The organism is Prevotella communis, from assembly GCF_022024175.1.
Classification (GTDB): Bacteria; Bacteroidota; Bacteroidia; order Bacteroidales; family Bacteroidaceae; genus Prevotella; species Prevotella communis.
On sequence record NZ_CP091794.1, the window covers coordinates 2,348,264 to 2,374,434 of the forward strand.

At 50.1% G+C, this 26,171-nt stretch carries 18 protein-coding genes and 2 tRNA genes; 12 read left to right on the forward strand and 8 right to left on the reverse strand.

All coding sequences use genetic code 11. The features are described 5' to 3' along the window. Positions 1–31: 31 nt before the first annotated feature. A complete protein-coding gene (locus tag L6466_RS09595; protein ID WP_237803544.1) occupies positions 32–1,285 on the forward strand; it encodes a phospholipase D-like domain-containing protein in 1,254 nt (417 codons plus the stop codon). Here L6466_RS09595 and L6466_RS09600 read toward each other — a convergent pair. Both L6466_RS09600 and L6466_RS09605 read right to left on the reverse strand, forming a co-directional pair. Beyond that, positions 1,282–3,480: a tetratricopeptide repeat protein gene (locus L6466_RS09600; protein ID WP_237812915.1), complete on the reverse strand. Its 2,199-nt coding sequence runs from the start codon at positions 3,478–3,480 to the stop codon at positions 1,282–1,284. The two genes, L6466_RS09595 and L6466_RS09600, sit on opposite strands and share 4 nt — an antisense overlap. Positions 3,481–3,499: 19 nt before the next feature. Then, positions 3,500–4,417: an ABC transporter substrate-binding protein gene (locus L6466_RS09605; protein WP_091851703.1), complete on the reverse strand. Its 918-nt coding sequence runs from the start codon at positions 4,415–4,417 to the stop codon at positions 3,500–3,502. Positions 4,418–4,553: 136 nt separating this feature from the next. Between L6466_RS09605 and radA the strand changes: the two genes are divergently transcribed. Next, complete coding sequence (radA, locus tag L6466_RS09610; protein ID WP_091815986.1) at positions 4,554–5,945, forward strand: DNA repair protein RadA; 1,392 nt, start codon at positions 4,554–4,556, stop codon at positions 5,943–5,945. A 12-nt stretch (positions 5,946–5,957) separates the two neighbouring features. Here the strand turns inward: radA and L6466_RS09615 are convergent, their stop codons facing one another. From L6466_RS09615 to spt, 3 genes are all read right to left on the reverse strand, one after another. Then, positions 5,958–8,408: a helix-turn-helix domain-containing protein gene (locus tag L6466_RS09615; protein WP_237803067.1), complete on the reverse strand. Its 2,451-nt coding sequence runs from the start codon at positions 8,406–8,408 to the stop codon at positions 5,958–5,960. A gap of 134 nt (positions 8,409–8,542) precedes the next feature. Further along, positions 8,543–8,615: transfer RNA gene (locus L6466_RS09620), tRNA-Pro, on the reverse strand. A gap of 55 nt (positions 8,616–8,670) precedes the next feature. Then, positions 8,671–9,858 carry a serine palmitoyltransferase gene (gene spt / locus L6466_RS09625; protein ID WP_091815992.1) on the reverse strand — a complete coding sequence of 396 codons (1,188 nt, stop codon included), beginning with the start codon at positions 9,856–9,858 and terminating at the stop codon, positions 8,671–8,673. A gap of 148 nt (positions 9,859–10,006) precedes the next feature. Here spt and L6466_RS09630 point away from each other — a divergent pair, with 148 nt between their 5' ends. The 3 genes from L6466_RS09630 to L6466_RS09640 all read left to right on the forward strand — a co-directional run bounded on the left by L6466_RS09630 (position 10,007) and on the right by L6466_RS09640 (position 11,328). After that, the gene (locus L6466_RS09630) at positions 10,007–10,969 is read left to right on the forward strand and encodes a diacylglycerol/lipid kinase family protein (RefSeq protein WP_237803066.1); all 963 of its coding nucleotides are present in this window, start codon (positions 10,007–10,009) and stop codon (positions 10,967–10,969) included. Positions 10,970–11,017: 48 nt separating this feature from the next. Beyond that, positions 11,018–11,212 carry a FeoB-associated Cys-rich membrane protein gene (locus L6466_RS09635; protein WP_143005667.1) on the forward strand — a complete coding sequence of 65 codons (195 nt, stop codon included), beginning with the start codon at positions 11,018–11,020 and terminating at the stop codon, positions 11,210–11,212. A 44-nt stretch (positions 11,213–11,256) separates the two neighbouring features. Further along, positions 11,257–11,328: transfer RNA gene (locus L6466_RS09640), tRNA-Cys, on the forward strand. Positions 11,329–11,445: 117 nt separating this feature from the next. Here L6466_RS09640 and L6466_RS09645 read toward each other — a convergent pair. After that, on the reverse strand, positions 11,446–12,714 hold the full coding sequence (locus tag L6466_RS09645) for a methyltransferase RsmF C-terminal domain-like protein (protein WP_237803065.1): 1,269 nt from the start codon (positions 12,712–12,714) through the stop codon (positions 11,446–11,448). Positions 12,715–12,821: 107 nt separating this feature from the next. On the opposite strand from L6466_RS09645, the gene L6466_RS09650 reads away from it, so the two are divergent. The 5 genes from L6466_RS09650 (at position 12,822) to L6466_RS09670 (ending at position 20,168) form a co-directional block, all read left to right on the forward strand. Beyond that, positions 12,822–16,784 (forward strand): glycoside hydrolase family 2 TIM barrel-domain containing protein, encoded by a 3,963-nt coding sequence (locus L6466_RS09650; RefSeq protein ID WP_237803064.1) that lies wholly within the window; start codon positions 12,822–12,824, stop codon positions 16,782–16,784. Positions 16,785–16,851: 67 nt separating this feature from the next. Beyond that, entirely contained in the window at positions 16,852–18,492 is a 1,641-nt protein-coding gene (locus L6466_RS09655; protein ID WP_237803062.1) for a family 43 glycosylhydrolase, read from the forward strand. Positions 18,493–18,589: 97 nt separating this feature from the next. Continuing rightward, the gene (locus tag L6466_RS09660; protein ID WP_237803060.1) at positions 18,590–19,267 is read left to right on the forward strand and encodes a DUF6249 domain-containing protein; all 678 of its coding nucleotides are present in this window, start codon (positions 18,590–18,592) and stop codon (positions 19,265–19,267) included. A 15-nt stretch (positions 19,268–19,282) separates the two neighbouring features. Next, complete coding sequence (locus tag L6466_RS09665) at positions 19,283–19,852, forward strand: RNA polymerase sigma factor (RefSeq protein ID WP_091816007.1); 570 nt, start codon at positions 19,283–19,285, stop codon at positions 19,850–19,852. Next, complete coding sequence (locus tag L6466_RS09670; protein ID WP_176756902.1) at positions 19,836–20,168, forward strand: DUF5056 domain-containing protein; 333 nt, start codon at positions 19,836–19,838, stop codon at positions 20,166–20,168. The genes L6466_RS09665 and L6466_RS09670 overlap by 17 nt, the downstream gene beginning before the upstream one ends. Here L6466_RS09670 and porE read toward each other — a convergent pair. Together porE and L6466_RS09680 are read right to left on the reverse strand one after the other, a co-directional pair. Continuing rightward, complete coding sequence (gene porE, locus L6466_RS09675) at positions 20,113–22,149, reverse strand: PorE family type IX secretion system protein (protein ID WP_237803059.1); 2,037 nt, start codon at positions 22,147–22,149, stop codon at positions 20,113–20,115. The genes L6466_RS09670 and porE overlap by 56 nt on opposite strands. A 28-nt stretch (positions 22,150–22,177) precedes the next feature. Next, complete coding sequence (locus L6466_RS09680) at positions 22,178–24,241, reverse strand: DNA topoisomerase 3 (protein ID WP_237803058.1); 2,064 nt, start codon at positions 24,239–24,241, stop codon at positions 22,178–22,180. Positions 24,242–24,423: 182 nt separating this feature from the next. Between L6466_RS09680 and L6466_RS09685 the strand changes: the two genes are divergently transcribed. Both L6466_RS09685 and L6466_RS09690 read left to right on the forward strand, forming a co-directional pair. Beyond that, the gene (locus tag L6466_RS09685; RefSeq protein ID WP_237795692.1) at positions 24,424–25,062 is read left to right on the forward strand and encodes a cytidylate kinase-like family protein; all 639 of its coding nucleotides are present in this window, start codon (positions 24,424–24,426) and stop codon (positions 25,060–25,062) included. 60 nt (positions 25,063–25,122) lie between these two features. After that, a complete protein-coding gene (locus L6466_RS09690) occupies positions 25,123–26,085 on the forward strand; it encodes an alpha/beta hydrolase (RefSeq protein WP_237795690.1) in 963 nt (320 codons plus the stop codon). Positions 26,086–26,171: the final 86 nt, after the last annotated feature.

Below are 26,171 nucleotides of genomic sequence, written 5' to 3' on the forward strand. Positions count from 1 at the left end.
ATTAGGATATAAGATGGCAAGTGTTACTCTCATGGCACTTGCTATTCTTTCAACAAGCACATTAAAAGCACAGGATAACCTCACCTCCGATTCCCTGATATATCGGCAGTTGAAGGACTATGATGTCACGTTCTCAGATAATAACAGCGTGACGCTCCTTATGTCGGGACAGGAAAAATTCGACGATATGTTTGCAGCTATCAAGCAGGCCAGGCATAGCGTCCACTTGGAGTATTTCAATTTCCGCAACGACTCTATCGCCATGCTTCTTTTCGACATTCTGAAGGAGAAGCGCAAGGAAGGCGTAGAGATCCGCGCCATGTTTGATGGTTTTGGTAACGATTCCAATAACCAGCCTCTGCGCAAACATCATCTGGAAGCCCTTCGAAAAGACAGTATTGACATCGTAGAATTCGATCCGATCCGTTTTCCCTGGGTCAACCATATATGGCCACGCGACCATCGTAAGATTGTAGTCATCGACGGAAGTATTGCCTATACAGGAGGTATGAACGTTGCCGACTATTATATAAAAGGTACGGAGCAGGTAGGTGCTTGGCGCGACATGCACTGTCGTATTGAGGGTGGCGCCGTCAATGTGCTGCAACAGATTTTCTGTAGGATATGGAAGAAAGCCACTGGCGAGGATCTACTCTCACAGCCTCAGTACTTCAGGGCCTATGAACCTACAGCCATGAAAGGTCTCAAGCCAGACACGACAGCAACAGCAGGGAAGAAACTGGTGGGTATCATTAATCGTGAGCCCCATATCACGAATGATGCCATGCGCTACTTCTATGTCAATGCCATCAACGATGCCAAAGACTCTATCCACATCATCAACCCCTACTTCACCCTGATTCCCTGCATCAAGAAGGCTATCAAGCAGGCTCTGAAGCGAGGTATCAAAGTGGACATCATGCTATCTGCCAAGAGCGATATTCCCCTGACACCGGACTGTGCATTCTATAATGCTCATAAATTAATGAAGCGCGGTGCAAATGTATGGCTTTACCAACCAGGTTTCCATCATTCTAAGATTATGATGGTCGACGGGAAATTCTGTACTGTTGGCAGTACCAACCTGGATGCCCGCAGCACACGATTCGACTACGAAGAGAACGCCGTGATTATTGACAGTTGCACCACACGAGAACTGGATGATATGTTTGAGCGTGATAAGAAGGAAAGCATCTACCTGACACCACAGACATGGAAAGAATTCCGCACGCCCTGGCAACGTTTCCGTGGCTGGTTTGCCCACCTGTTGCGTCCTTTCCTCTAACCTTTTATCGCATCCAGCATCATCTGAATCTCGCCTTTACCTATATGGTATTTGCGAATAACGTCATTTTCCGTCAAATAGAAAGCATTTTCCAACGAGGGATCCGAAGCAATGAGAAGATCCTGATAACGGCGAAATGACAGGATGGCTCCTCCAATGTCGCCGGAAAACCACAGGCAGTAACCTTGATAAAGAAAACAATCTGCCTGAGGATGCTCCTGAGTCATGAGTTGGGCAAAGTATTTCTTTGCCTCATCAAAACGTCCATCAATTGTCAGCACCCAAGCCAATACAAGCACCACCTCCATATTCTCTTCATCGAGATAGTTCAACTTATACAGCAATTTGAGGGCATCCTCACACTGACGAAGGTTAGCCATGCAAATAGACGCATTAAGCATATACGACCTGGACTCTGCATTTATGTCCAGTAGCTGCTTGTAGACATCCAGAGCCTGACGATATTCATTATCATAAAAATGCGCGCGTGCCAATCCCGCTAGCGCCTTCTTATCATCAGGTTTCAGTTTCAAGGCCGCTTTATACCAGAATTTGTCCTCTCCACCCAAGCCTTCCGGCTGTACCTGACATAGATGTCCGCGTAAGAAGCAATATTGATAGTCGCGCTTATCCTTGGGATAAAGACAAAGAATCTCCTCTGCCTCATGATAGTATTTGCGCTTCACAAGGAAGTTTACCACTTCACTCATACGATTGACCAGTGACGTCTTACACAACAATTCACTTGCAAAGAAAAGATATATCTTTTCCTCATCAAAAGGATTCCGGAACTCCTGACGAGCAGGGTACAGTCGGAAGAAGCGGTATAAATCCTGCAGATACATACGTCTGATGTAAGCAGGCGTTTTCCTTTCTTCGTTCGTTACTATCCCGCCCAGAGGCATCGCCATCGCTTCACCTTCTTCCATCATATTCAATATATGGGCAGGCAAACGATTAAGCACTTGGTCAAAACTCAGAACAAACGAGTATTTGTCACTATCGCAGAAAGCGCCCCTTGATATAATTGAATGCAGGAATTTCTGACCTTTTGAGTTCTCCCAGATATTATTAACAGCTGGATGATTCGCAAAGAAAGGAACGAACCAGTTGGATAAGTCGTAGAAGAAGGAGAAACGCTTCATCTGCGCAAAGCCGGCGAAATAGATGTCAGAGCCTTCTTTCTGCATATCCGTCATACGCGTCACGCTCTGTTCCATCTTCTCCATATCACGTTCAGCTGCATCAGGATGCAGGATATCCTCCAGCGCGTCCTCATCCATTTCCTCCAGTCCCTTTGAAGTCATCTTAAAATGACCGCCATTCATAATATCAGGCATTATCTCATCCTGAATCTTCTTCTGATCACTCTCCGTACTCTTACAGAAGAACAGTTGCATCTGCAGTTCCGTCAACTCCTGGCACATTGTCTCATCAGCACCTATCTCAGCAATAGTCTGTTTTATTTCAGGATAAAGGGTAGATTTTTCAGCATTAACAGTCAACGTCCACCCTACCAGCGCACGCTGACGGACACAGATATCAGTTGACTGCTTATACACCTTTATCAGCGTCAGCACCTTATTCACGTCAAACGCATTCAGGGCAGCCAGCGTGATGGCACTTACAAGCAACTGCTGATCTACGGTATCAATCGTAGGCGACAGTAGGATATCCACGAACTGCTCTGACAAAGAATCTTTCCATTGGCGCGAAGTCAACACATATTCAAAGAGATTACTCATGAAGGTCTGATGACGCTGATTCAATTGCAGACTTTTGTTTGCCCTGATATGTGCAGGTTCAAAATCCAGCATCGCCGTCTCAGTGACATAGTTTTCCAACTCCTCCCTTATGCCCGTCAGTCCCCATTCAGTCCTGTTCTTACGTGGACGCTGATAAGTAGTTATCCAGTAGGAATTAGTGCGGTAGAGATGATGAGCACGGATATTCATGGCCAACACATACAGACGTCTCAGCAATTGCTCATAGACCTGTTCACGCTCAGGATCATTTGCCCCACGCTTCCAATAGTCGGCCATCAACTCATAGTCGACCTTGATAGCCGACAATTTGTCCAAGCCAGGCATTTGCGGATACGACAGGAGATAATTCTCCAGGCTCTGTATGCCCGCAAAGAGTTTTTTGGCTGTTATATACGATATAACTCCGTCTAGTGGATTCACGTTCTGCATGTATCTCTCCTTATGCCAATTATTTATTAAGCCATGAAGTAGCTCTCGTAATATCTTGCTGACGTGGCTGACGCACCCCGTTAAAATGAATATCCGAAGATATGGAGTCCGCCACTCCACCCTTCAGTCCACATCGCTGTGCCAACAGTTTACTGTAAAATCTCACACCACGTTTATTGATGGTATCGCAAGCTTCACCATAGGCTTTCAGCATACCTTTTGTCAGACGCTGGCGCAACGTATCACACTGAGAAGCCTCACTGGCGACCATCGCCCCCATGCAGACATCATTCCACTGCGTATCATAGAGAACTTCGGCACCTAACAGTTTTGCAGCAGTAGCTTGAGGCTGAGGCAGGAACATAGCATCCATGGTTTCAGTCTCCAACATCTGAAGACGTACACCAAGGTCGTTAACCTGAATCCTGAACACATGCTCATTGATGACAGAAGCACTATCCACAAGCACGTCAGCCAACATAGCTGTAGCGGAATAACGCGTCATCGCAATCATCTTGTTCTCGAGTTGTCCCAGTTTCTTCAGGCGAGCATGTTTTCCGGCCAACAGTTGCCATTGCAAGTCTGTAGCAGTAAGGTAACGCAACTGCACGCCCTGACTCTTCAGACGCTCTGCTCTCACCAGATCCGTCACCATTGCATCCACCCATCCATTCCGAATGGCCGTGTCACAATCCATCTGAGCCTGATAGGGATAGAGGCTTACGCTGACACCATGACGTTCAAACATACCCTCCTCCTCTGCCACAAACAAGGGCAGACAGTCTATGGTAGGCATCACCGCAATACGCAGTGAGGCAGAGTCTGACTCCCGCGTATCTTTTTCATTATCCGTTTGCGTATTATCACCCCTGCCTGCACATGCAACAAAACACAACAAACCAGTGGCGATAGTAAAAAATAGTCTTATTCCGTTCATCGTGGTGCAAAAGTACTAAATTCTTTTGTAACTGCGAAATCATTCACCAAATACAAGAGTTAATAAAGTAAAAAGCCTTGTATAGAGCCTTTGAATTTAGTACCTTTGCATCAAACTTGATATAAGAAAACTCAGAATGGCAAAGGACAAGACAGCATACGTCTGCGAGAACTGCGGACAAGAATCAGCAAAATGGATTGGAAAGTGTCCGTCTTGCGGACGGTGGAACACATTCAAGGAAATCAAGCTCAGTACTGACAACGTCAGACAGAGTGCCACCTCCGCCGCAGCCAAGACAGGTCATGCCCTACGCACCAACCGCATCATGAGACTCAGCGAGATAAGCAGTCATGACGAGAAACGTATCGATATGCATGACGAAGAGCTGAACCGCGTTCTTGGAGGTGGTCTGGTACCAGGCAGTATCGTACTGCTTGGCGGCGAACCTGGAATCGGAAAATCCACGCTGTCATTACAGACCATGCTCCGTCTTACCGACAAGCGCATTCTCTACGTCAGTGGTGAGGAAAGTGCCCACCAGTTGAAGATGCGTGCAGAGCGCATCTTAAACGGACAGCCCAATCCAGAGAACTTTATGATTCTGTGCGAGAACGCACTGGAACATATCTTTGAACATATCAAAGAAGAACAACCAGACCTGGTTGTTGTTGACTCCATACAGACCATTGCCACTGAGGATGTTGAGTCAAGTGCCGGCTCCGTGGCTCAGGTACGTGAGTGTGCTGCTGCATTATTGCGATTTGCCAAGACAAGTGGCGTACCTGTCATCCTGATTGGACATATCACAAAGGAAGGTACACTGGCAGGTCCAAAGGTGTTGGAACATATCGTTGACACCGTCATTCAGTTTGAGGGCGACCAGCATTATATGTATCGTATCCTGAGAAGTATCAAGAATCGTTTTGGAAGCACATCAGAACTAGGTATCTACGAGATGCTGCAAAACGGCCTCAGACAGGTGAACAACCCATCAGAACTTCTGCTCACACAAGACCACGAAGGCCTGTCCGGCATTGCCATCTCCAGTGCCATTGAAGGTGTACGTCCGTTCCTGCTTGAGACCCAGGCCCTTGTATCATCAGCAGCCTATGGCACCCCACAACGTTCGGCCACAGGTTTTGATCAGCGCCGATTGAATATGCTGCTGGCTGTCCTGGAAAAACGCGTAGGATTCAAACTGATGCAGAAAGATGTCTTTGTGAATATCGCTGGCGGACTGAGGGTTACAGACTTGGCTATGGACCTATCCGTCATTGCTGCCGTACTCTCGTCAAATGTTGACACACCCATCGAACCAGGCTGGTGCATGGCCGGCGAGGTAGGATTAAGTGGTGAGGTGCGACCTGTCAATCGTATTGACCAACGTATTGCCGAGGCAGAGAAATTAGGATTCCAGCACATCATCATCCCTCGCTATAACATGCAAGGTCTCAACACAAAGAAATACAAGATTGAGATTCATCCCGTCAGGAAAGTGGAAGAAGCCCTCCGTGCCCTATTCGGATAAGGCCATACCTTATTAATGACTCTCACGATATTCCTGAGGCGTCTGCTTATACTGATGGAAGAAGGTGCCAATCAAATAATTGGCAGTAAAGAATCCACACTCCTCTGCAATTTGTTCTATCGTATGATCCGTTGTCAGCAATAGTTTTGTGGCATTCTCCAGACGATAGAAACGTGCCAGGTCGCGAGGACTCTTATAGATATTATCCATCATCAACTCATAGAAAGGCACCACATCCATTTCTGCCACATGGCTCAACTGTGCCATACTCAAGTCACCCCTCATGTGAGCCTTTACATAAGGCAGGATACGCATCATCACCTCCATAAACTCCGGACTCAGTTTGACGTCTGCATTCTCGGAATTATGGCCATACTCTTCATGCATCGGTGACAGGGATTCACTTGTATCGGTATTACAGCGTGTCACAAACTGACGTATCTTTCGTATCATATCACCTTCACCATGACTCCTGCGCATACGCATGCGCTCGTTTCGCATATAGAAGACGAAATTGGTAATACCAATCATAAATACGATGATGCCGAGAAGCCACAAGATACCGGTAGTCTGCCACCAAGGTTCGTTGACGATGATATTCCAAATAAACGGTTCCCCATCCCACTGGTCAGGATACATCGAAGCCTGCAGTTCCAATTGATATGAACCTGGAGCCAATCCCATCAGTGGAACATGCAACATACCTTTGGAATCAACCTTTCCACCACTATTAAAGACGGATAGCAGTGTCCATTCCTCATATTCCTTAACACCTTTTATCCTGAGTCTGTAGTACGTCTGCAGAGGACGATAGTAGTTTAGAGGCGAGAAAGTCAGAGATACCGACGAATGTTCACTGCTCAACACGATTTCCCATGTACGTGACAATGCTCTGTCAATAACGATATGATTATCCATCATCATATCGGGTTCAATATTATTTCCATTCACCATCAGGCGAATCAGCTTGGGAAACAGTTTATAGGGATGAGGTGTATTGACCTCCTCCAAATCGTCAGGATTGAATCGCACGACATGATCTATAGCCTGCATAATAATCGTACCGTCATCAAGCATCCTGCCCTTACAATTTACAAAGGACTCGCTTGGCACGCCGTCAATATCATTGAAGCTATTGACAAACTCCACCTTCTCACCCTTGAAACGTACATAGGAGACACCATTTGACGTAGCAGCCCAGATATTATGATTCCTATCTTCCACCACCGTATGGACCACATTATTATAGAATCCGTTTCTCTTGGAGAATACCAGTGGTTCCGACTGAGGCGTCTTATACAGATAGAGTCCTGTTGTCGTACCTATCCACGACCAGCCCCTACTGTCCATAAACATACAGTTGGCACGCAGACCATGAAATTCCGTGATATTCTGATTCAACTCATCCATCATCCTGGAATAGTGCTCAGCTTCCGGTGTTGAAACGGCGTACGACATAAACTGTAATTTTGCCGGACGGGAATAAAGTACGCCACGGTCTTCTGTGCCGATCCACATACCATCCTGACGATCAAAGGCAATCATATTACAATCTGTCTGAACCTTACGTCCGTCAACAAGCGGGAACTCATCCACCCAGGCCATGTTATTCTGCTTGATGTCAAATATGCCGAATCCACGTTGTGATGGCAAATAAATCATTTCGTCATGAAGGGCAAGATGATTGACATGGAAGGTGAAAGTCTGAATAACCGTCCACTGCAACTGTTTCACATCAAAATACAAGAACGCAGACTCTTTCTCACCATTTCTCACCATGAAATAGCCGTCTTCATAACGAATGATAGCCGATGTCTGATTGTAGCGCTGTCCTGTATCCCAGTCATAAGCACGTGTACGATGCACGGTCTTACCCGTTTTAAGGTCCTGACCAACCTCCTCACCATTGCCATAGAAAGTAAGCAGCAGGTTATCATACACATCCACATCCTGCAGGTTCTGATCACGCAGCACGGTATACGTCTGCTGGTCGTTTACTCCAAAGAGACCTTTTTCCGTGAGAAGCCACACGCCTCCCTCCGAATCCACGAACAAATCTTCTATAGGCTCGTGACACCCTAAATCATTGATGACACTGTCGACATTCACAATAAACTGCTCCATCAACAGGTCTACACATGTCAACGTATGCGAATTCTTCAACCATATATGATGCTTACGGTCAAACCCCAGGCGATAGTTACCAGTATAGCGTGGCAACTGATACTGACAGTCGTGATGAGGAGTGATATGTGAGAATCCCGAACCATTATAGAAGTTCAGGCTTCCAAGTGTAGCGATAATCATACGACCGGTCTTTGTGCAGACAACAATCTGCGCACTATTATCTGCCAACTCATTGGATGCATTAATGGTTTTGAAGGTTCGTCCCTCAAAAGCCTCGGCGTGCTGATTTCCTAGCAGTAGTAGTATTATAGTAAAGACCCTTAGTATAGATTTCATATCGCTATAGCCGATTAATCTGGCTACAAAGATAGTGAAAAAATCTTTCTTTGCAAACTTTTTGACAGAAAAATGAATAAAAAAAGAAAACATTTAGCCATTTTGACTAAATGCTTTCCTAATTTATCTGCTAGTCGAGGTGACAGGACTCGAACCTGCGACAGCCTGGTCCCAAACCAGGAACGCTACCAACTGCGCTACACCTCGTTTTTGCGGGTGCAAAGGTACACAATTTTTGTGACCTTTGCAAATTTTTCCGCAATTATTTTATAATTCCTTGTTCAACAAAGATCTTTTTCAGTGCAATTACCGAACGTTCTACCTGTTCCTCGGTGTGTGTAGCCATCAAGGCATAGCGCACCAGCGTGTCCTGAGGAGCACATGCAGGAGGAATTACAGGGTTGATAAATACACCAGCATTGAAAGCCAGGGCAGTTACCAGGAATGTCTTATCGGTATCTCTTACATAAAGAGGAATGATGGGGCTCTCTGTATCGCCAATCTCGAAGCCCTCCTCACGGAAGCGCTTCAAAGCATAGCGGGTCACCTTCCACAACTTCTCAATACGCTCGGGCTCCTGCTGCAGGATATGCAGAGCCTCCATAGCAGCTGCAGTAGCTGCAGGGGTGTTAGAAGCAGAGAAGATATAAGTACGACATGTATGGCGCAACCAGTTGATGGTATCAGCATCAGCAGTGATAAAACCACCGATAGAAGCCAGTGACTTTGAGAAAGTACCCATAATCAGGTCAACCTCATCAGTCAGTCCGAAATGGTCACAAACACCACGTCCCTGACGACCGAATACGCCAACACCGTGAGCCTCGTCAACCATGATTGAGCAGTTGTACTTATGCTTCAGCTTCACAATTTCGGGCAGCTTAGCCAGGTCGCCCTCCATTGAGAACACACCATCTACCACAATGAGCTTGATAGCTTCAGCAGGAAGTTTCTGAAGCACACGCTCCAAATCTTCCATATCGTTGTGCTTATAGTGGAGCTGCTTAGCGAAAGCCAGACGACGGCCATCTACGATAGATGCGTGGTCACGATCATCGCAAATCACGAAGTCATCCTTACCCAGCAATGCAGGAATAACACCCTGGTTTACAGAGAATCCAGTGCTAAAGCAGAGACAGTCATCCTTACCAATAAATTCAGCGATTTCCTTCTCCAGCTGGATATGCAAGTCCAACGTACCATTCAGGAAACGGCTTCCGGCACAACCAGAGCCATATTTATCGAGCGCAGCCTTAGCTTTGTCAATGATGCGCTGATCGCCTGTCAGACCAGTATATGCATTTGAGCCAAACATCAAAACCTTGTGTCCGCCCATCTCAACTTCCGTACCCTGTTTGCCCTCAATAGCACGGAAATAGGGGTAGATTCCCTTAGCCATTGCCTCCTGAGGAATGCGATACGACTTATATCTTTCTTGTAGTTGTCCCATATCTTTTGTTAGGTTTCACTTTTATTTGGGGTGCAAAGTTACACAAAATTCCGCAAATCGTGCACATTTTTCTTAATAAAAGTTTGTTTTTTTCTTTTTATTCATCATTTACACCTCTTTTTTCATCCAAAATATGTAATTTTGCACTATGCAAAAGAAGAAAAAGAACATTACCTTTATCGTTAATCCTATATCGGGTACTAAATCAAAAGACACCCTACCCCTACTCGTCAAGCAGTTGATTGATGACAGTCTCTACGAGTGTGAAATCATCAAAACAGAATATGCCGGACATGCAGCCGAGCTTGCCAGCCAGTGCGTGAATGACCATATAGACATCTGCGTGGCTGTAGGTGGCGACGGTACCGTCAACGAAGTGGCACGCTCACTCGCCCACAGTGAGACGGCTCTGGGAATTATCCCCTGCGGATCTGGCAACGGACTAGCCCGTCATCTCTGTCTTCCGATGGATATGAAGCAGGCCCTGCAGGTTATCAATGCAGGAAAGACAGACTATTTCGACTATGGCGTCATCAACGACCAGCCCTTCTTCTGCACCTGTGGCATGGGCTTCGATGCCTATGTCTCACTGAAATTTGCCGAGTCTGGCAAGCGCGGTCTTGCCACCTACGTGGAAAACGTACTCAAGGAGGGACTCACCTACAAACCGGACACCTACATCATCACCGATGAGTCAGGCAATCATCAGTACAACGCCTTCCTCGTGGCCTGCGCCAATGCCTCCCAATATGGCAACAATGCCTACATAGCTCCTGAGGCATCCATGCAGGACGGACTTCTCGACGTGATTATCATGGAGCCCTTCAATATCATCGAGGCTGCAAAGGTAGGATTCGATCTCTTTGCCAAGACACTGAAGAGCAACAAGCACATCAAGACGTTCCAGGCACGCAGCATCCATATCCATCGCAACGAATCCGGTGCCGTACATTTCGATGGTGACCCCACAAAGATGGGCACAGACATCGACGTACGCATAGAACCCTTAGGACTGAAAGCCATCATCAACCCAGATCGCACGCAAGATGATGCCAAACCAGGCAAGGTAATCGACAATATCAGCAAGACAATAGACAAAATCATCATATAATTATATTAATAATGTACGCGCGAACATAATTATAATTTGTACACCCCTATGGAAATCATCATCGTCATTGCCATCATCATCGCCTCTGTAGCCTATGTCGTGAACAGGATTACCCGCACGATAAGAAACAAGAGTTGCGCATGCGACGATTGTCCTGGCTGTGCGCTGAAAGAGCAAATGCAGAAAAAAGGAGGAAATCCATGCTGCGACTGCAAAAAACCACAAAAAAATTTTGCCAAATAAAAAAAAATGACTACCTTTGCACCCGCAAACAAGGAAATATAGTTGGTGCCTTGGATGAGTGGCTTAGTCAACGGTCTGCAAAACCGTCTACGGCGGTTCGAATCCGCCAGGCACCTCAGAGAAAAGTCCTGAAACCTCAAAATGGGTTTCAGGATTTTTTTTCATCATCCCAATTACCCACTAAGAAAAAAAAAGCCGCAGGCCAGACACCTACGACTTTCATATGAATAACCTCACCACAACACAGGCTCGTACTCCTGCGGCACGTGTGTGGTCTTGATGCGCCACTCCTTGGGGTAAAGGTTATTGGCACGATTGCCAATATTCTTCATCAGACCTAAGGGATGCCCCATAAAACAGACTTCCACAATACCCAGAGGCGTGTCGGAAGGCAGCGCCAGTGCCTCACGACGCAGATAAGCCAGGGCCTGAGAATAAGACAGTTCTACTTTTACAGCTGACGGCTGAAGGTTGAAGTCTGATGTCATAGTCCTTAATCTGTCCATCTTACCTCTTACATCATCCCTCTTACTTCTTTCACCACCCTTACGCAGCACACACATAAACAAGCCCTCACTGCGCGTGATGCCGGGAATGAAGCGATAGACGGGCTCATCGAAGTCCTGCAGGAGCGAACCGGTAATATTCCACTCGGGCTTGGTCTCAATGGGCACCACCTCAGCATCAAACTCAGACAGTATCCAACGGACATTCTCCTCGTTCTCCTTGGTATTAAAGGTACACGTACTGTATATCAGGATGCCGCCATTGTTGAGACAGGCCCACGCATCGCTGACTATCTCACGCTGCAACTGCCAGCATTTCTCCACGTTCTGCGGACTCCACTCCTTGATGGTGGCCTCATCCTTGCGGAACATACCCTCACCAGAGCAGGGCACATCACAGAGAATCAGGTCGAACTTCATCTTCGACTTCCGATAGTCTCGAGGATAGAGATTGGTGACATGATGATTCTTGTAGCCCCACTTCGTCACATTCTCCAGAAGAATACTGGCACGCTTCTGCATAGGTTCGTTGCTATAGAGCACACAATCCGCAGGCAGGGCAGAACGGAGCAACGTGGACTTGCCACCAGGGGCAGCACAGAGGTCAAGACTCACCCCCAACCCCTCCCTGCTAGGGAGAGGAGTAGAAAGAATTTGTTCTTGAGCGTAATTACTCCCCTCCATTTCAGGGAGGGGTCGGAGGAGGGTCTTCAATACTTCATCCAAAAACATCGAGGCGGCCTCCTGCACGTAGTAGCAGCCGGCATGAAAGAGGGGGTCGAAAGTAAAGTTGGGACGCTTGGCCAGATAATAGGCATTACGACACCAGGGCACCGCATCTTCCATCTGATATTTACCCTCTGACAGCTTCATCGGATTCAGTCGGATGCTCACAGGCGTCTCTTCCTCAAACGAATGAAGATAGCGTTCGAAGCGCTCTTCACCCATCAAAGCTTTCGTTGTATGTATAAATTCTTTTGGCAGTTGTATCATCATTCTGCAAAAGTAGAAAATAATTATGAATTATGAATTATGAATTATGATTTTTTTCGTAAATTTGCACGATTAAAAAACCAAGACATCAGAATAAAACCTAAATCATAATGAGAAAGATTGTCTATTTGTGTGGTCTGATTCTTACCGTTCTGACAGCGAATGCGCAGACAGGTAAGGAATGGGACGACCCCCTGAAAACCAGTGTTAACAGAGAAACGGCACATACCATCAGTATCCCGGTGGCATCGGAAGCCGACATCAACCAAAACGACATCAGTAAGTCGCCTTACTACCAGTCGCTCAACGGTACGTGGAAGTTCCAATGGGTGGCCAAGCCCACCAGCGCCAAGGAGGAATGGTGCGCCAAGGACTTCAACGACGCCTCCTGGACCGATATTGACGTGCCCAGCAGTTGGCAGGTATGGGGGCTGAATCACGGCAAGTCATGGGACAAGCCCCTGTATTGTAACGTGGCCTACCCGTTCTCATTTGACGAGACCACCTTCAGCATCATGAAGGAGCGTCCCAGTTGGTTCACCTACAATAGCAACATGCCCAACCCCGTGGGCACCTATCGCCGTACCTTTACCGTGCCAGCGGAATGGCAGGGACGTGATATCTACGTACGCTTCAACAGCGTGGGCCACGGCTACTACCTGTGGATCAACGGACAGCGCATAGGTTACTCGGAAGACTCTTACCTGCCCTCGGAATTCAACATCACACCATACCTCACAGAGGGCGAGAACAGCATTGCCCTGCAGGTATACCGCTTCACCAGTGGCTCGTTCCTGGAGTGTCAGGACTATTGGCGCCTCACGGGTATCCACCGCAGCTGTTTCCTGTGGGCAGCACCCAAGAGTCAGATACGCGACTACTTCTTCACCACCGACCTGGACAATAACTACACCAATGCGAAGGCCAACGTAAAACTGACCCTCAGCGGTGAGAACGCAGGCATGACGGTAGAGGCGAAAATCATGGACGGCAGTAGCGTCGTTGCCTCTCAGACCTCAAACCTCAAATCCCAAGCCACCGACGTCAGTCTGGATATGGACGTGACGAATCCCAGGAAATGGAGCGCCGAAGAGCCCAACCTCTACGACCTGGTGCTGACACTGAAGGATGCCGGGGGCAAGGTGGTTGATATCCGTGGTGGCAAGGTTGGCTTCCGCGAGGTGACCATCGCCAGCAATGGTTCGCTGTTGATCAACGGTAAGCGCATGGTGTTCCACGGCGTAAACCGTCACGACTTCTCTCCAGTCAACGGACGTGCCATCACTCCCGAGGAGATTGAGCAGGATATTCTGTGCATGAAACGACTGAATATCAACGCCATACGTACATCCCACTACCCCAACGACCCTGTGTTCTATGACCTGTGCGACAAATACGGCATGTATGTACTGGCCGAGGCCGACGTAGAGTGCCACGCCAACCAGAGCCTGTCATCCAACACTAAGTTCAAGAATGCCATGGTGGAGCGCTCACAGAACCACGTACGCTGGATGCGCAACCACGTCTGCATCTTCATGTGGTCGTTTGGTAATGAGAGTGGTAATGGCAACAACTTCGCCTCTGTGCAGACAGCCATCAAGGCGCTCGACAAGACGCGTCCAACCCACTACGAGGGCGGAAGCGACTATGCCGATGTATCATCAACGATGTATGGCAGTTACGAAACTATCGAATGGATTGGTTCCTCACGCCAGAGAGAAACCAACCCCAAACCACACATCCAATGCGAGAACTCACACTCTATGGGCAACTCAATGGGTAATGTACGCGAGATGTTCGACCTATACGAAAAATATCCCTGCCTGACTGGTGAATTCATCTGGGATTTCAAAGACCAGGGCCTGCTAACCAAGAGCAGTACGGGCAAGGAATACTGGGCCTATGGCGGCGACTTTGGTGACAACCCCAATGACGGCAACTTCTGTATCAACGGACTGGTGCACCCCGACCTGAGCTATACCGCCAAGACCTATAACACGAAGAAGATATACCAGCCCCTGGAATGGGCGGCCGTGAGTGGCAAGACCAACGTGTTCCGCATGAAGAACAAGTTGGCTTTCCTGCCCAGTACCACCTACGACGTGAGCTATAGCGTGATGGACGAGGAAGGAAATATCCTGGGTTCTGGCTCCATCAGCGATGAGGTTGTGGCCGGTAAGACAAAGGATATCACCATCGACCTCAGCGCCCTCAGCGAACTCTCTTCAGACAAAGAGGCATTCATCTATTTCTGTGCCAAACAGCGCACGCAGACCGCCTGGGCCGATGCCGGTTATGTAGTGGCAGAGGAGAAGCTGCCCGTGAAGACAGCCACGAAACCCATGAAGGACCTCACCTTTGCCAATGAGGAGGCCCTCACCCTTGACGAGACCAGTACCGCCGTCACCATCACCGGTGCCCATTTCAAGGCCACTTTCACCAAGAGCAAGGGTACGCTGACCGGTTACACCCTTGACGGTGTCACGATGCTCAGCAAACCACTGTATCTCAGCGCTTTCCGTCTACCCACGGATAATGATGGCAGCAAGAAAGGTACCTGGGACGGCATGAACCTGCCCAAGCTCAGCAGTACGGCTAAGGGCACCTCTACCACCGTGACGAAGGCAGAAGACGGCAAGACCATCACCGTGAGCATGAAGAGCACCTATGGCAGTGGTGCCAACACCTTCAACGTGAGTCTCGACTTCATCGTCTGTGCCGACGGTACCATCATGACCAACTCGTTTATCCGTCCTGCCAACACAGGCGCCATCCTGCCTAAGCTCGGCTTTAAGTTGGAGATGCCCAAGGAGATGGAACAGATCTCATGGTTCGGACGCGGCCCTTGGGATAGCTATCGCGACAGAAAAGAAGCCTGTTTGCCTGCTATCTACCAGAGTACCGTCTCCGATCAGTATGAAGAGTATATTCTGCCCCAGGAGCACGGCACTAAACAAGAGGTGCGCTGGCTGTCTGTGACCAACGAAGACGGCAAGGGTCTGCTCTTTGCTGCCCCCGACCAGATGGCCGCCTCGGCTGTCCATTTCCGTCCAGAAGACAACTACACCAACAGCAACACCCGCAAGAAGCACACCTACGAATTTGTGAAGTGCGCCACTACCGTGGTCAACCTCGACGCTGCCACCCGTGGCCTGGGCAACAACTCATGCGGTCCTGATGTGATGGCGAAATACGAGTTGAAAGCCGCCAATACCGCCTTCCGTTTCTTCATCATCCCCCTGACAGCCGGTGTCAAGGCAGCCGAGGCAGCCCGCGTCGACATGCCCGTTTGTCAGCCCGTGAGTTGCGAACGCCTGAGCACAGGCCGCATCAAGATGAGCACCACCACCAAGAATGCCACCATCTACTACAGCATCGACGGTGGGGAATATCAGAAATACACCACTACCCTGCTCCACAACGATGCCTGCAAGGTGACAGCCTACTGTACGGCTGAGGGCTTGATGGACAGTCCGAAGATGGACTACACCTTCCCCTTCTATATCAACAAGTCCAGCTGGGCACTGGTCAGCGCCGACAGTTACCAGGGTGGCAACGAGCCCAAACTGGCCTTCGACAACAATACCGGCACGTTCTGGCATACGGCCTGGGGCAGCAATGAACCCCAGTGCCCACACACCATCGTGGTGGATATGAAGAAAATCTACAAGGTGACGGCCTTCACCTACCTGGCTCGCCAGGATGGCAACAGCAACGGTATGGTGAAAGCCTACGAGGTATACCTGAGTCTGGACAAGACCACCTGGACCAAGGTGGCCAGCGGCGAGTTCAAGAACACCACCGCCCAACAGACAGCCAAGCTCACCACATCCACCGCAGGACGCTACCTGAAGTTCGTGGCCAAGTCGGAAATCAATGGCAACGCCTGGACATCAGCAGCAGAGATAGGTATCGAGGCCGAGGCAGACATCACAGGCATCAACGCCGTGACAGACAAGCCCCTGGCCAACAACACCGGCTATTACGACCTGCAGGGACGCCACTATACCGGCGAATTCCAGTCACTGCCCAGCGGTATCTATATTAATAAAGGTAAAAAGGTGAAAAAGTAAAAAGGGACTCGCTTTAGCGCTTTTACAAAGCGTAGCGACTAAAAGAAAAAAAACAAAGATAAGCGCTATGAACTACAAGAATCTGCTAGGATACATGGCCTTAGGGGCTATGGTCCTTTCGTGTAACACACAACCCAAGGAGATGGCAGAAACCAAACTCACCACACCGGGCAACCCCTTCCTTCCACTCTGGGAACATATCCCCGATGGCGAACCCTATGTGTTTGAGGATCCCGACAATCCCGGCCAGTACCGTGTCTATCTGTATGGCTCGCACGACGACCTGGTGACAGCCTACTGCGGACGCGACCAGGTGGTATGGTCGGCACCCGTCGACAACCTCACCGACTGGCGTTATGATGGTGAGATATTCAGCGTCAACAAGAATGCCAATGGTGAACTGCTGGACAGTGCCGGACTGGCCGACGTGCTCTTCGCACCCGATGTGACGATGACCACCGACTCGGCAGGCAACAAGGTCTATTACCTCTTCCCCAACAACCAGTCGTGGGGACGCAACGGCATGGTATGTAAGAGCAGCCGCCCCGACGGACCTTTCGAGGTGTGCAACTGGAGTAAGGAGAACCCCAACGCCACCGATGGCGTGCTGCAGTTCGACCCCGCCGTCTTCGTAGATGACGACGGACGCGTGTATGGCTACTGGGGCTTTGAGCGCTCGTATGCCGCCGAGTTCGACCCTGCCACGATGGCTACCGTGAAACCAGGCACCAAGATTGTGGAGGATATGATATCCGGTCGCAACCAGAAGGGCATCTTCAGTTTCTTCGAGGCCTCTTCTATCCGTAAGATTAAGGACAAGTACGTCTTCATCTATAGCCGTTTCACCAAGGATGGCGAGTTCGGACTGCCCATATCCAACTACACGCTGGCCTATGCCTATAGCGACAACCCCCTGGGTCCCTGGACCTATGGCGGCACCATCATCGACGGACGCGGACGTGACGTCAACGAGCAGGGCGACACAATCGCTACGGCCACAGTAGATGGTAATACCCACGGCAGCATCTGCGAGATCAACGGACAATGGTGGGTGTTCTATCATCGTCAGACAGGCACCGACGAGTATGCCCGTCAGGCTATGGTGGCTCCTATCGAGGTAGAAGTAGAGGAAGGTCCTGGCGGCAAGGTCTTCATCAGCGAGGGCGAATATACCTCCGAGGGTTTCTGCACCGATGGCCTGAACCCGCTGGAGCGCCATTCTGCCGGTATTGCCTGCTGGTACACAGGTCCAAAGACCGCCATCCACGAGTGGCCTAACAACACGTTCTTTGGTTCTTATGTAGCCTCTTCCTATGGCACCGACGATAAGTTTGAGAAGCCCTACGACCTGAAGAACAACACCAACTCGGTGGTCAACAATACCGACGGGTCTATCGTAGGTTATAAATACTTCAACTTCACCGAGACGGAAGGCAAGAAGACCTCGCTGCTGCTCAACTTCATCCCCGAAGGCATCAAGGGCCAGATTGACATCATGATCGACAGCCCCTGGGAGTCGCGCGGTGGCGTGAAACTGGGTTCTATGGAGCTGACAAAAGAAATGAAGAAGGTACCCACAGAGGTTGCAGTACCCCTGGATCCCCTGTCCACCTATTCAGGCAAGCACGCCATCTTCTTCGTGTTCAAGTCGGATACGAAGGGCAAATCCCTCTGCAAACTCGAGAATTTTGTGTTCCAGACAAAATAAAATCTGATTTATTTAAAAAAAAGTTGCACCCGTTGCAACTTTTTTATTTCTCCCTACGTCTAACGTACAGAAACAACAAAAGAAAAGGAGAAAGAATATGAAAAAGATTCTATTTACACTGGTACTTGCCATCATGACCATGGCAGTGCCCATGGAAGCACAGAAGAAGGCTGCTACGCCTAAGAATGACACCGTGCCTCAGATAGAGGCATACTCTGACACCACATCATTGGACTCAGCTGCAATGGATGACGAATTCTGGGATGACGACGACGCATGGGACAGAATGAGTTCCTCCGACACCAAGTCGCTGATGAACGATATCGGTGTTGACGGCAGCGACATCATGGGCATGTTCTTTGTGATTGTCGTCCTGATTATTATCTTTATCCTGGCCCCGGTTGGCCTGATAGGCATCATCCTGTTCTTCGTCTATAAGAGCCGCAAGCAGAAGATGCGCATGATGGAGATGGCCATGAAGAGTGGCAAGCAGATACCCGTAGAGGCCGTGGGCATGCCCAGCCAGAAAGGAGAGGACGTGTGGAACAAAGGTGTCAAGCAGATATTCCTCGGCGCTGGCGTTGGCTTACTGCTGTGGGTGATTATCGGCAAACTCGGAATGGCTATCGGTGTCCTCATCACCCTGATTGGTATTGGTAACATGGCTATCGGTTATGGTGCCAAGCAGAAGCAGAAGGAGCAGGAGCTGCACGACCGCATGTTCAACAAAGGCAGCGAGAGCAGAACATCCACCCAGGAACCAGAACACGAATAAACCCAGATAAAGACCATGCAGTCGCTAAGCGATATATCCCTCGTAGCACAGGTGGCGGTATTCCACAACCGACGGGCCTTCGACCAGTTGGTAAGGAAATACCAGTCGCCCGTGCGCCGGTTCCTGCTCAACCTCACGCTGGGCAACGAGGCGCTGAGCGACGACCTGGCACAGGACACCTTTATCCGTGCCTATACCCACATCACGCAATTCCAGGGTATCGCCTCGTTTCAGACCTGGCTCTTCCGTATTGCGTATAATGTGTACTATGACGACAAGAGGAGGACTCACCCACAGCCCCTCTCTGAGAGAGAGGGGAGTGGTCGCCCTCTGGAGCAAAGTCAATCTACGCCCCTCACTTACAGGGAGGGGACGGGGGTGGGTCTTGATATCCACTCCGCCCTCGCCATCCTCAAGGAGGAAGAGCGAGTGTGCGTGACCCTACAGCTCATCGACGGCTATTCACTCGACGAGATAGCCAAGATGACAGAAATGCCGGTGAATACGGTGAAGTCGCACCTGCGACGCGGTAAAGAGAAACTGACGACCTACTTAAAGAATAATGGCTATGACGGAAATAAATGATCAATTACTGGAACAGTTCTTCCAACCCGCAAAGGCGGTGAAGGTGGAAGACAACGGATTTACGGAACGTGTGATGCGCAAGGTGCCTTATAACGCCGTGTGCCTGTCGCATCTGTGGACACTCTTCTGCGTGCTGCTGGGCATCGTGGCCTTCGTGGTATTCGTAGGCTGGCAACCCATCTTCCGCGGTATCCTCACACTCCTGAATACCAATATCGGCGATTTGCACCCCGTACCCATCTTCATGACAGCCGGTGTACTTATCTCCCTGGCTGTGGTTGAACTGGTTCAGAAGATGGAGCGTCTGCAGATTTAGCATCCATGCCGTAGGTTGTACGCAGCACGGTGAATTCCGTGCGGCGGTTCAACTGGTTGCATATCTCCTGTTTCTCCTCGTCTAGGGCCTTGATGAATTCCTCCGTCAGCACATCGCCCTCCTTCAGCCAGGGGTAGGTCTCCGTGAGCTTGCGCTTCACCGTCTTAGGCTTCATCTTACCGTAGCCCACGGGCTTCAGGCGATCCGCCGCTATACCATGTTCTATCAGATAATTCACCACACTCTCCGCACGACGCTGTGAGAGTCGCTCGTTGTAGGCCGCCGAACCACGATAGTCGGTATGCGCACTCAGTTCGATGGTGATATTCGCATTCTCGTTGAGCAGTTCTATTAAGCTATCCAGCGCCATGGTTGACTCCGGGCGCAGCGTAGCCTTGTCGAAATCATAGAAGATATTCCTGATGAGCACAGGCGCCGTGAGCGATGCCAGGGGGAACTGCAGCACGTATTCCTCCGACTCCAGTACCGGTTCTACGCGCAACTCCTCCGTATGGTTCAGGTAGCCCTTACACGTACCCAGGAACACATAGTCCACGTTGGGGTCTATCAGTTCCGTAAACGAACCGTCACCCTTCACGCTCAGTTTCTTGTTCGTACCGTCATTACCCACCATATAGACCAGCGCCTCAGGCAGTTCGTATCCGTCTTTCTCGTACACCCAGCCCTTCACGGTCTGCACCACCTCCTGCTTCTCAAACGAGTAGATATGGTCCCATCCGCGCGCGTCGCCACGGTTCGACGAGAAATACCCCCTGTTGTGCAGTCCCTCGAAAGTCATACCAAAGTCATCCCCCTGCGAGTTGAGCGGTGCGCCAGGGTGCTCTATCACATACACCCCATCCTTATTAGGCGAAGCTATAAAGATATCCAGTCCGCCGAATCCCGGATGCCCGTCGCTCGAGAAATACAGGTCGCCATTCGGGCGGAACGTGGGAAACATCTCGTTGCCGGGCGTGTTGATAGGCGCCCCCAGATTCTCCAGACTGTTCAGTCCGTGGGCCGTAATCTCCACACGCCAGATATCATAGCCACCCAGTCCGCCGGGCATGTCGCTGACGAAATAGAGCCACATGCCATCGGGCGATATGGCAGGATGCGCAAACGTAGATAGCGTGTCCTTCGTAATCTCCAGTTCGGTAGCCTTACCCCACGATGCATCACTACGCTGGGCGGTGGCTATCTGTGCAAAGCGCGGATATTCCGGGTCGGTCTTACACACCGTGAGATACATCGTCTTGAAGTCGGGCGTAAAGACACAGGCACCCTCATCAAACTCCGTGTTCAGGTCGGTCTCTATCGCCTCCGGCTTCGACCATTTTCCCTTGTCATCTTTCTGCGAGAAGAAGATATCCGCATTCTTCGTACCCGTGATGCCACTCAGTTCGTCGCCCTTTGCCTGACTGCGAGTACTCGAGAAATACAATTGGTTGTAATCATCGCCGGCCAACATCGGTGAGTACTCCGCGCGGCGCGAGTTAAACAGGTCCTGCTTCTTCACCGTATAGCCTGAATACTGGGCTTCCGTCTTCCATTTCGGCGCCATCTGCGCACTTTGTAATCCATTCTTAACCAGAATGTTACGCGGCATAGAATCCTCTAACGTTTTAAATGTCTTCTCAGCCTCCTTATACGACCCGTTTTTCAGTTGCAAGCGCCCCAGATGGAGCATCGCCGTAGAGTCGGCCTGCTTAAATCGCACCGCATTCTGGTAGGCTCCGATAGCCTTCTGCGTGTAGTTGATACGTCGGTAGCAGTCGGCCAGTTTCAAGGCTCGCTGCCCGCGCAAGGGCTTGTCCTTCGACTTCGTCTGCGAGTAGGCCTTCTTGTACTGGTCGGCAGCATCATAGTATTCACCCAGGGCATAGAACTTGTCACCCTTACGCATAGCAGAATCGGCTCCACATCCTGTGACGAGGAGACCGATCAATGCTGTATATATGATTGCGATAAGTTTGCGCATACCCTATTATAACGCAAACTTCTCCGTTTTATTGCTCAAAAGGCTTGCGGAAAGTGCATCCTTCCTTCCAGCGCGAACAGCCATAGGCCGTTTTGCCCTTGATAATGGTGCCTTGGCCGCAAACAGGGCAAGGCTGGCCAGCCAAAGAATCTCCGGACTCACCCCCTGCAGACTCACCCCCTGCCCCTCTCTGTGAGAGAGGGGAGTTGTTAGACTTGGGAGCAGTGGATTTTGTTGCGCGCTTCTTCTTGACCTTCAGGTCTTCTTCGGTGGTCACGGTGACACGACGGTTGGTGGTGTCGCCAATCACCTCGCGGACTATTTCCGTGACCTGCTGCTTCAGTTCATCGATAAACTGCATCGGATCGTATTTCTTCGCCTCGATGTCGCGAAGTTTCTTCTCCCAGATACCCGTCAGTTCGGCACTCTTCAGGAGCTCCTCACGAATCAGGTCTATCAGTTCTATACCCGTAGGCGTGGCCAACAGGTTCTTGCGTTCCTTGCGGATATAATGGCGCTTGAACAGCGTCTCGATGATGGCAGCACGCGTTGACGGACGGCCGATACCGTTCTCCTTCATCGCCCTGCGCAGTTCTTCATCCTCCACCAGCTTACCGGCCGTCTCCATCGCACGCAACAGCGTGGCCTCCGTATAGTACTTTGGCGGCGTGGTCATCTTCTCCGTCAGCGTAGGCGTATGTTCCCCACTCTCGCCTTTCACGAAGGCAGGCAACGTGCGCTCTTCCTCCTCCGGCTTCTTCTCGTCATCATCCGTCTGCACGTCCTTTGCATACACGGCACGCCATCCCGGATCAATGATGGTACGACCGGTCACCTTGAACTCCACACCGTCCACATCTCCCAGTACCGTGGTCTGTGCAAACTTACAGTCGGGATAGAACACCGAGATGAAACGGCGGGCTATCAGGTCATACACCTTACGCTGTACATCCGTCAGGTTCTGGGGCACGATTCCCGTGGGGATAATGGCGTGGTGGTCGGTCACTTTCGACGAGTCAAATACCTTCTTTGACTTCTGTAACGGCTTGCCGCCCAACGCTTTAACCAAATCAGCATAAACTGATTGTCCGGCAAACTTCACTTGGAACAGTCCGTTCATTGTCTGCGGACATTTAGCATACACATCATCCGGCAGGAAGGTGGTATCCACACGCGGATAGGTGGTCAGTTTCTGTTCGTAGAGCTGCTGGATAATGTTCAGCGTCATCTCAGCCGAGAACCCGAATTTCTTGTTGCAGTCCACCTGCAGCGAGGTCAGGTCATACAGGCTTGGCGGCGTCTCCTTACCGTTTTTCTTCTCCACCTTCGTCACCGTGAATGGCTTTCCCTCGATGGTGGCAAAGGCCTTCTCGCCCTCCTCCTTCGACGTGAACTTACCCGATGTGGCCGTGAACGTTGTGTCACGATATACGGTGGCCAGCACCCAGTAGGGCTCCGGCTTGAAGTTGTCTATCTCCTTCTGACGGTTCACGATCAGCGCCAGCGTGGGCGTCTGCACACGACCGATGGAGAGCACCTGCCTGTTCTGTCCATATTTAATGGTATACAGGCGCGTACAGTTTATACCAAGGAGCCAGTCGCCCACAGCCCTCGACAGTCCAGCCAGGTAGAGCGACTGATATTCGTTCTGGTCTTTCAGCGTGGCGAAACCCTCGCGGATGGCTTCGTCGGTCATCGACGATATCCACAGGCGCTGCACCGGACACTTGGCCTGCGCTTTCTGCATCACCCATCGCTGAATCAGTTCACCCTCCTGTCCGGCGTCACCGCAGTTGATGATGCCGTCGGCCTTCTGCATCAGGCTCTCGATGATGGCAAACTGCTTCTTGATGCCTGCATCGTCCTTCAGGCGGATGCCGAACTTAGGCGGAATCATGGGTAGTGCCGACAGACTCCACGCCTTCCACACGGGCGTATAGTCCTCGGGCATCTTCAGCTCACACAGATGACCGAATGTCCACGTCACCTGATAGCCGTTGCCTTCCATATATCCGTCGTGACTACTGTTAGCACCGATGATACGTGCTATATCTTTCGCCACGCTGGGTTTCTCTGCTATACAAACAATCATGTTTCTCTTAATTTGCATGCAAAGGTAATCAAAAAAAAAATATTTTGCGCTTTTCTCCCGAATAATTTGGACGCTACGGAAAATATTCTTACCTTTGTCAGTGAAAAAAATAATACTAACACCCCATGAAGGAATTAGGAGACCATTACAAGAAAATAATCTTTAATCAAAATAAAACCATTATGAATAAAAACGTGAAATTTGTCATCACGATCAACCGTGAACTAGGAAGCGGAGGTCGTACCGTAGGTCGTAAACTTGCCGAGCGACTGGGTGTGGAATTCTATGATAAGGCGGTCATCAAAGGGTTGATGGAGCAATACCACCTTACTGTAGAAGAGATTGAAAAGCTGAAGGGTCAGAAACAAGGTTGGTGGGCCGACATCAAGCGCATCATGTTTGTGAGTCCCAGCATGCACTCCAACTACTATATCCCCGAGAAAGGCAGCGAACCCGAACTGCTGGATACCGACCAGATTTTCGAGGCTGAGACCGAGATACTCAAGGGCATCAGCCACGAGGAGTCGTGCGTCATTGCCGGTCGTAGTGGTTTCCATATCTTCCGCAACCACCCCAACCACGTCAGTATCCTCATCCAGGCTTCCCAGCCCTTCCGTCTGGAGCGTGTGATGCGCAAGCAGGGCATCAGCGAGAAAGAGGCACTCAAGGTCATCAAGGAGGTGGACCTGATGCGCGAGAACTATGTCAGGAAACATACCGGCACCTCACGCTACGACACCCGCAACTACGACATCGTGATCAAGGCCGACGGCAAGACCGAGGACGAGATCGTGGACATCATCATGTTGTACCTGAAGTAGCCCTGTGAGCAAAGTTATCAATTTACCCAACCAAATACATTAAAAGTCTAACAAAAAAAAATGATGAAGAAAAATTATCTGAAGACGATGGTGTGCTGCGTAGCATTGCTCGGCACATCATCATTGATGGCCCAGCCAGCCGGCGGTTTCGGCGGCTTCCAGCAGCAGGCAAGTATTGAAACCTCACAGCAGTGGAAGGATGTGAACTATGCCGGCGACGGCCAGGCATTCCACACCTGCGACATCTACCTGCCCAAGCAGGAGAAGGCAGCCTATCCCGTCGTAGTACATATCTACGGCAGTGCGTGGTTCTCAAACAACAGTAAGGGTGCTGCCGATATTGGCACCATCGTGAAGTCGCTCCTCGATGCCGGCTATGCCGTGGTTTGTCCTAACCACCGTTCCAGCGCCGATGCCAAGTGGCCTGCCCAGATCAATGATATCAAGGCCGTGGTGCGCTTCATCCGCGGCGAGGCCAAGACCTATAAGTTCGACACCTCGTTCATCGCCACCTCAGGCTTCTCCTCAGGTGGTCACCTGGCCACCCTCTGTGCCGTCACCAATGGCGTAGGACAGACCAAGGTGGGCAAGGAGCAACTGAATATCGAGGGTACCGTTGGTCAGTATACCGAGCAGAGCAGCCTGGTGAATGCCGCCTGCGACTGGTCCGGCCCTGTCGACGTGACCGATATGGAGTGCGGTGAACACATGTCGTTCGGCCCCTCCAGTCCCGAGGATGCCCTTGTAAACAGCAAGAAGGACGTAGATCCCGACAAATACCTCTCTGTCAGCTTCCTGCCATATATCGACAAGAACGATGTTCCCCTCATCGTATTCCATGGCATGAAGGACAATGTGGTGCCTTGCTGTCAGGGCAAGAAGCTCTACGATGCCCTGAAGGCTCTGGGCGTCAAGACCGACATCACCCTGGAACCTGAAGGCGGTCACGGCATGGGCATGTACTCTGCCGAGAACCTGAAGAAGATGACCAACTTCCTCGATGCTGTTCGCACGAAGAAATAAACCCTCTCTCTTATATCATAAAATGGGAATCTCGGGAGTAGCCCCCGAGGTTCCCATTTTTTATGAGTTTATAAATAGATGTATAG

Coding starts and splice junctions, on each gene's coding strand:
- L6466_RS09595 (WP_237803544.1), top strand. CDS start 32: ATGGCACTTGCTATTCTTTCAACAAGCACATTAAAAGCACAGGATAAC.
- L6466_RS09600 (WP_237812915.1), bottom strand. CDS start 3,480: ATGCAGAACGTGAATCCACTAGACGGAGTTATATCGTATATAACAGCC.
- L6466_RS09605 (WP_091851703.1), bottom strand. CDS start 4,417: ATGAACGGAATAAGACTATTTTTTACTATCGCCACTGGTTTGTTGTGT.
- radA (WP_091815986.1), top strand. CDS start 4,554: ATGGCAAAGGACAAGACAGCATACGTCTGCGAGAACTGCGGACAAGAA.
- L6466_RS09615 (WP_237803067.1), bottom strand. CDS start 8,408: ATGAAATCTATACTAAGGGTCTTTACTATAATACTACTACTGCTAGGA.
- spt (WP_091815992.1), bottom strand. CDS start 9,858: ATGGGACAACTACAAGAAAGATATAAGTCGTATCGCATTCCTCAGGAG.
- L6466_RS09630 (WP_237803066.1), top strand. CDS start 10,007: ATGCAAAAGAAGAAAAAGAACATTACCTTTATCGTTAATCCTATATCG.
- L6466_RS09635 (WP_143005667.1), top strand. CDS start 11,018: ATGGAAATCATCATCGTCATTGCCATCATCATCGCCTCTGTAGCCTAT.
- L6466_RS09645 (WP_237803065.1), bottom strand. CDS start 12,714: ATGATGATACAACTGCCAAAAGAATTTATACATACAACGAAAGCTTTG.
- L6466_RS09650 (WP_237803064.1), top strand. CDS start 12,822: ATGAGAAAGATTGTCTATTTGTGTGGTCTGATTCTTACCGTTCTGACA.
- L6466_RS09655 (WP_237803062.1), top strand. CDS start 16,852: ATGAACTACAAGAATCTGCTAGGATACATGGCCTTAGGGGCTATGGTC.
- L6466_RS09660 (WP_237803060.1), top strand. CDS start 18,590: ATGAAAAAGATTCTATTTACACTGGTACTTGCCATCATGACCATGGCA.
- L6466_RS09665 (WP_091816007.1), top strand. CDS start 19,283: ATGCAGTCGCTAAGCGATATATCCCTCGTAGCACAGGTGGCGGTATTC.
- L6466_RS09670 (WP_176756902.1), top strand. CDS start 19,836: ATGACGGAAATAAATGATCAATTACTGGAACAGTTCTTCCAACCCGCA.
- porE (WP_237803059.1), bottom strand. CDS start 22,149: ATGCGCAAACTTATCGCAATCATATATACAGCATTGATCGGTCTCCTC.
- L6466_RS09680 (WP_237803058.1), bottom strand. CDS start 24,241: ATGATTGTTTGTATAGCAGAGAAACCCAGCGTGGCGAAAGATATAGCA.
- L6466_RS09685 (WP_237795692.1), top strand. CDS start 24,424: ATGAATAAAAACGTGAAATTTGTCATCACGATCAACCGTGAACTAGGA.
- L6466_RS09690 (WP_237795690.1), top strand. CDS start 25,123: ATGATGAAGAAAAATTATCTGAAGACGATGGTGTGCTGCGTAGCATTG.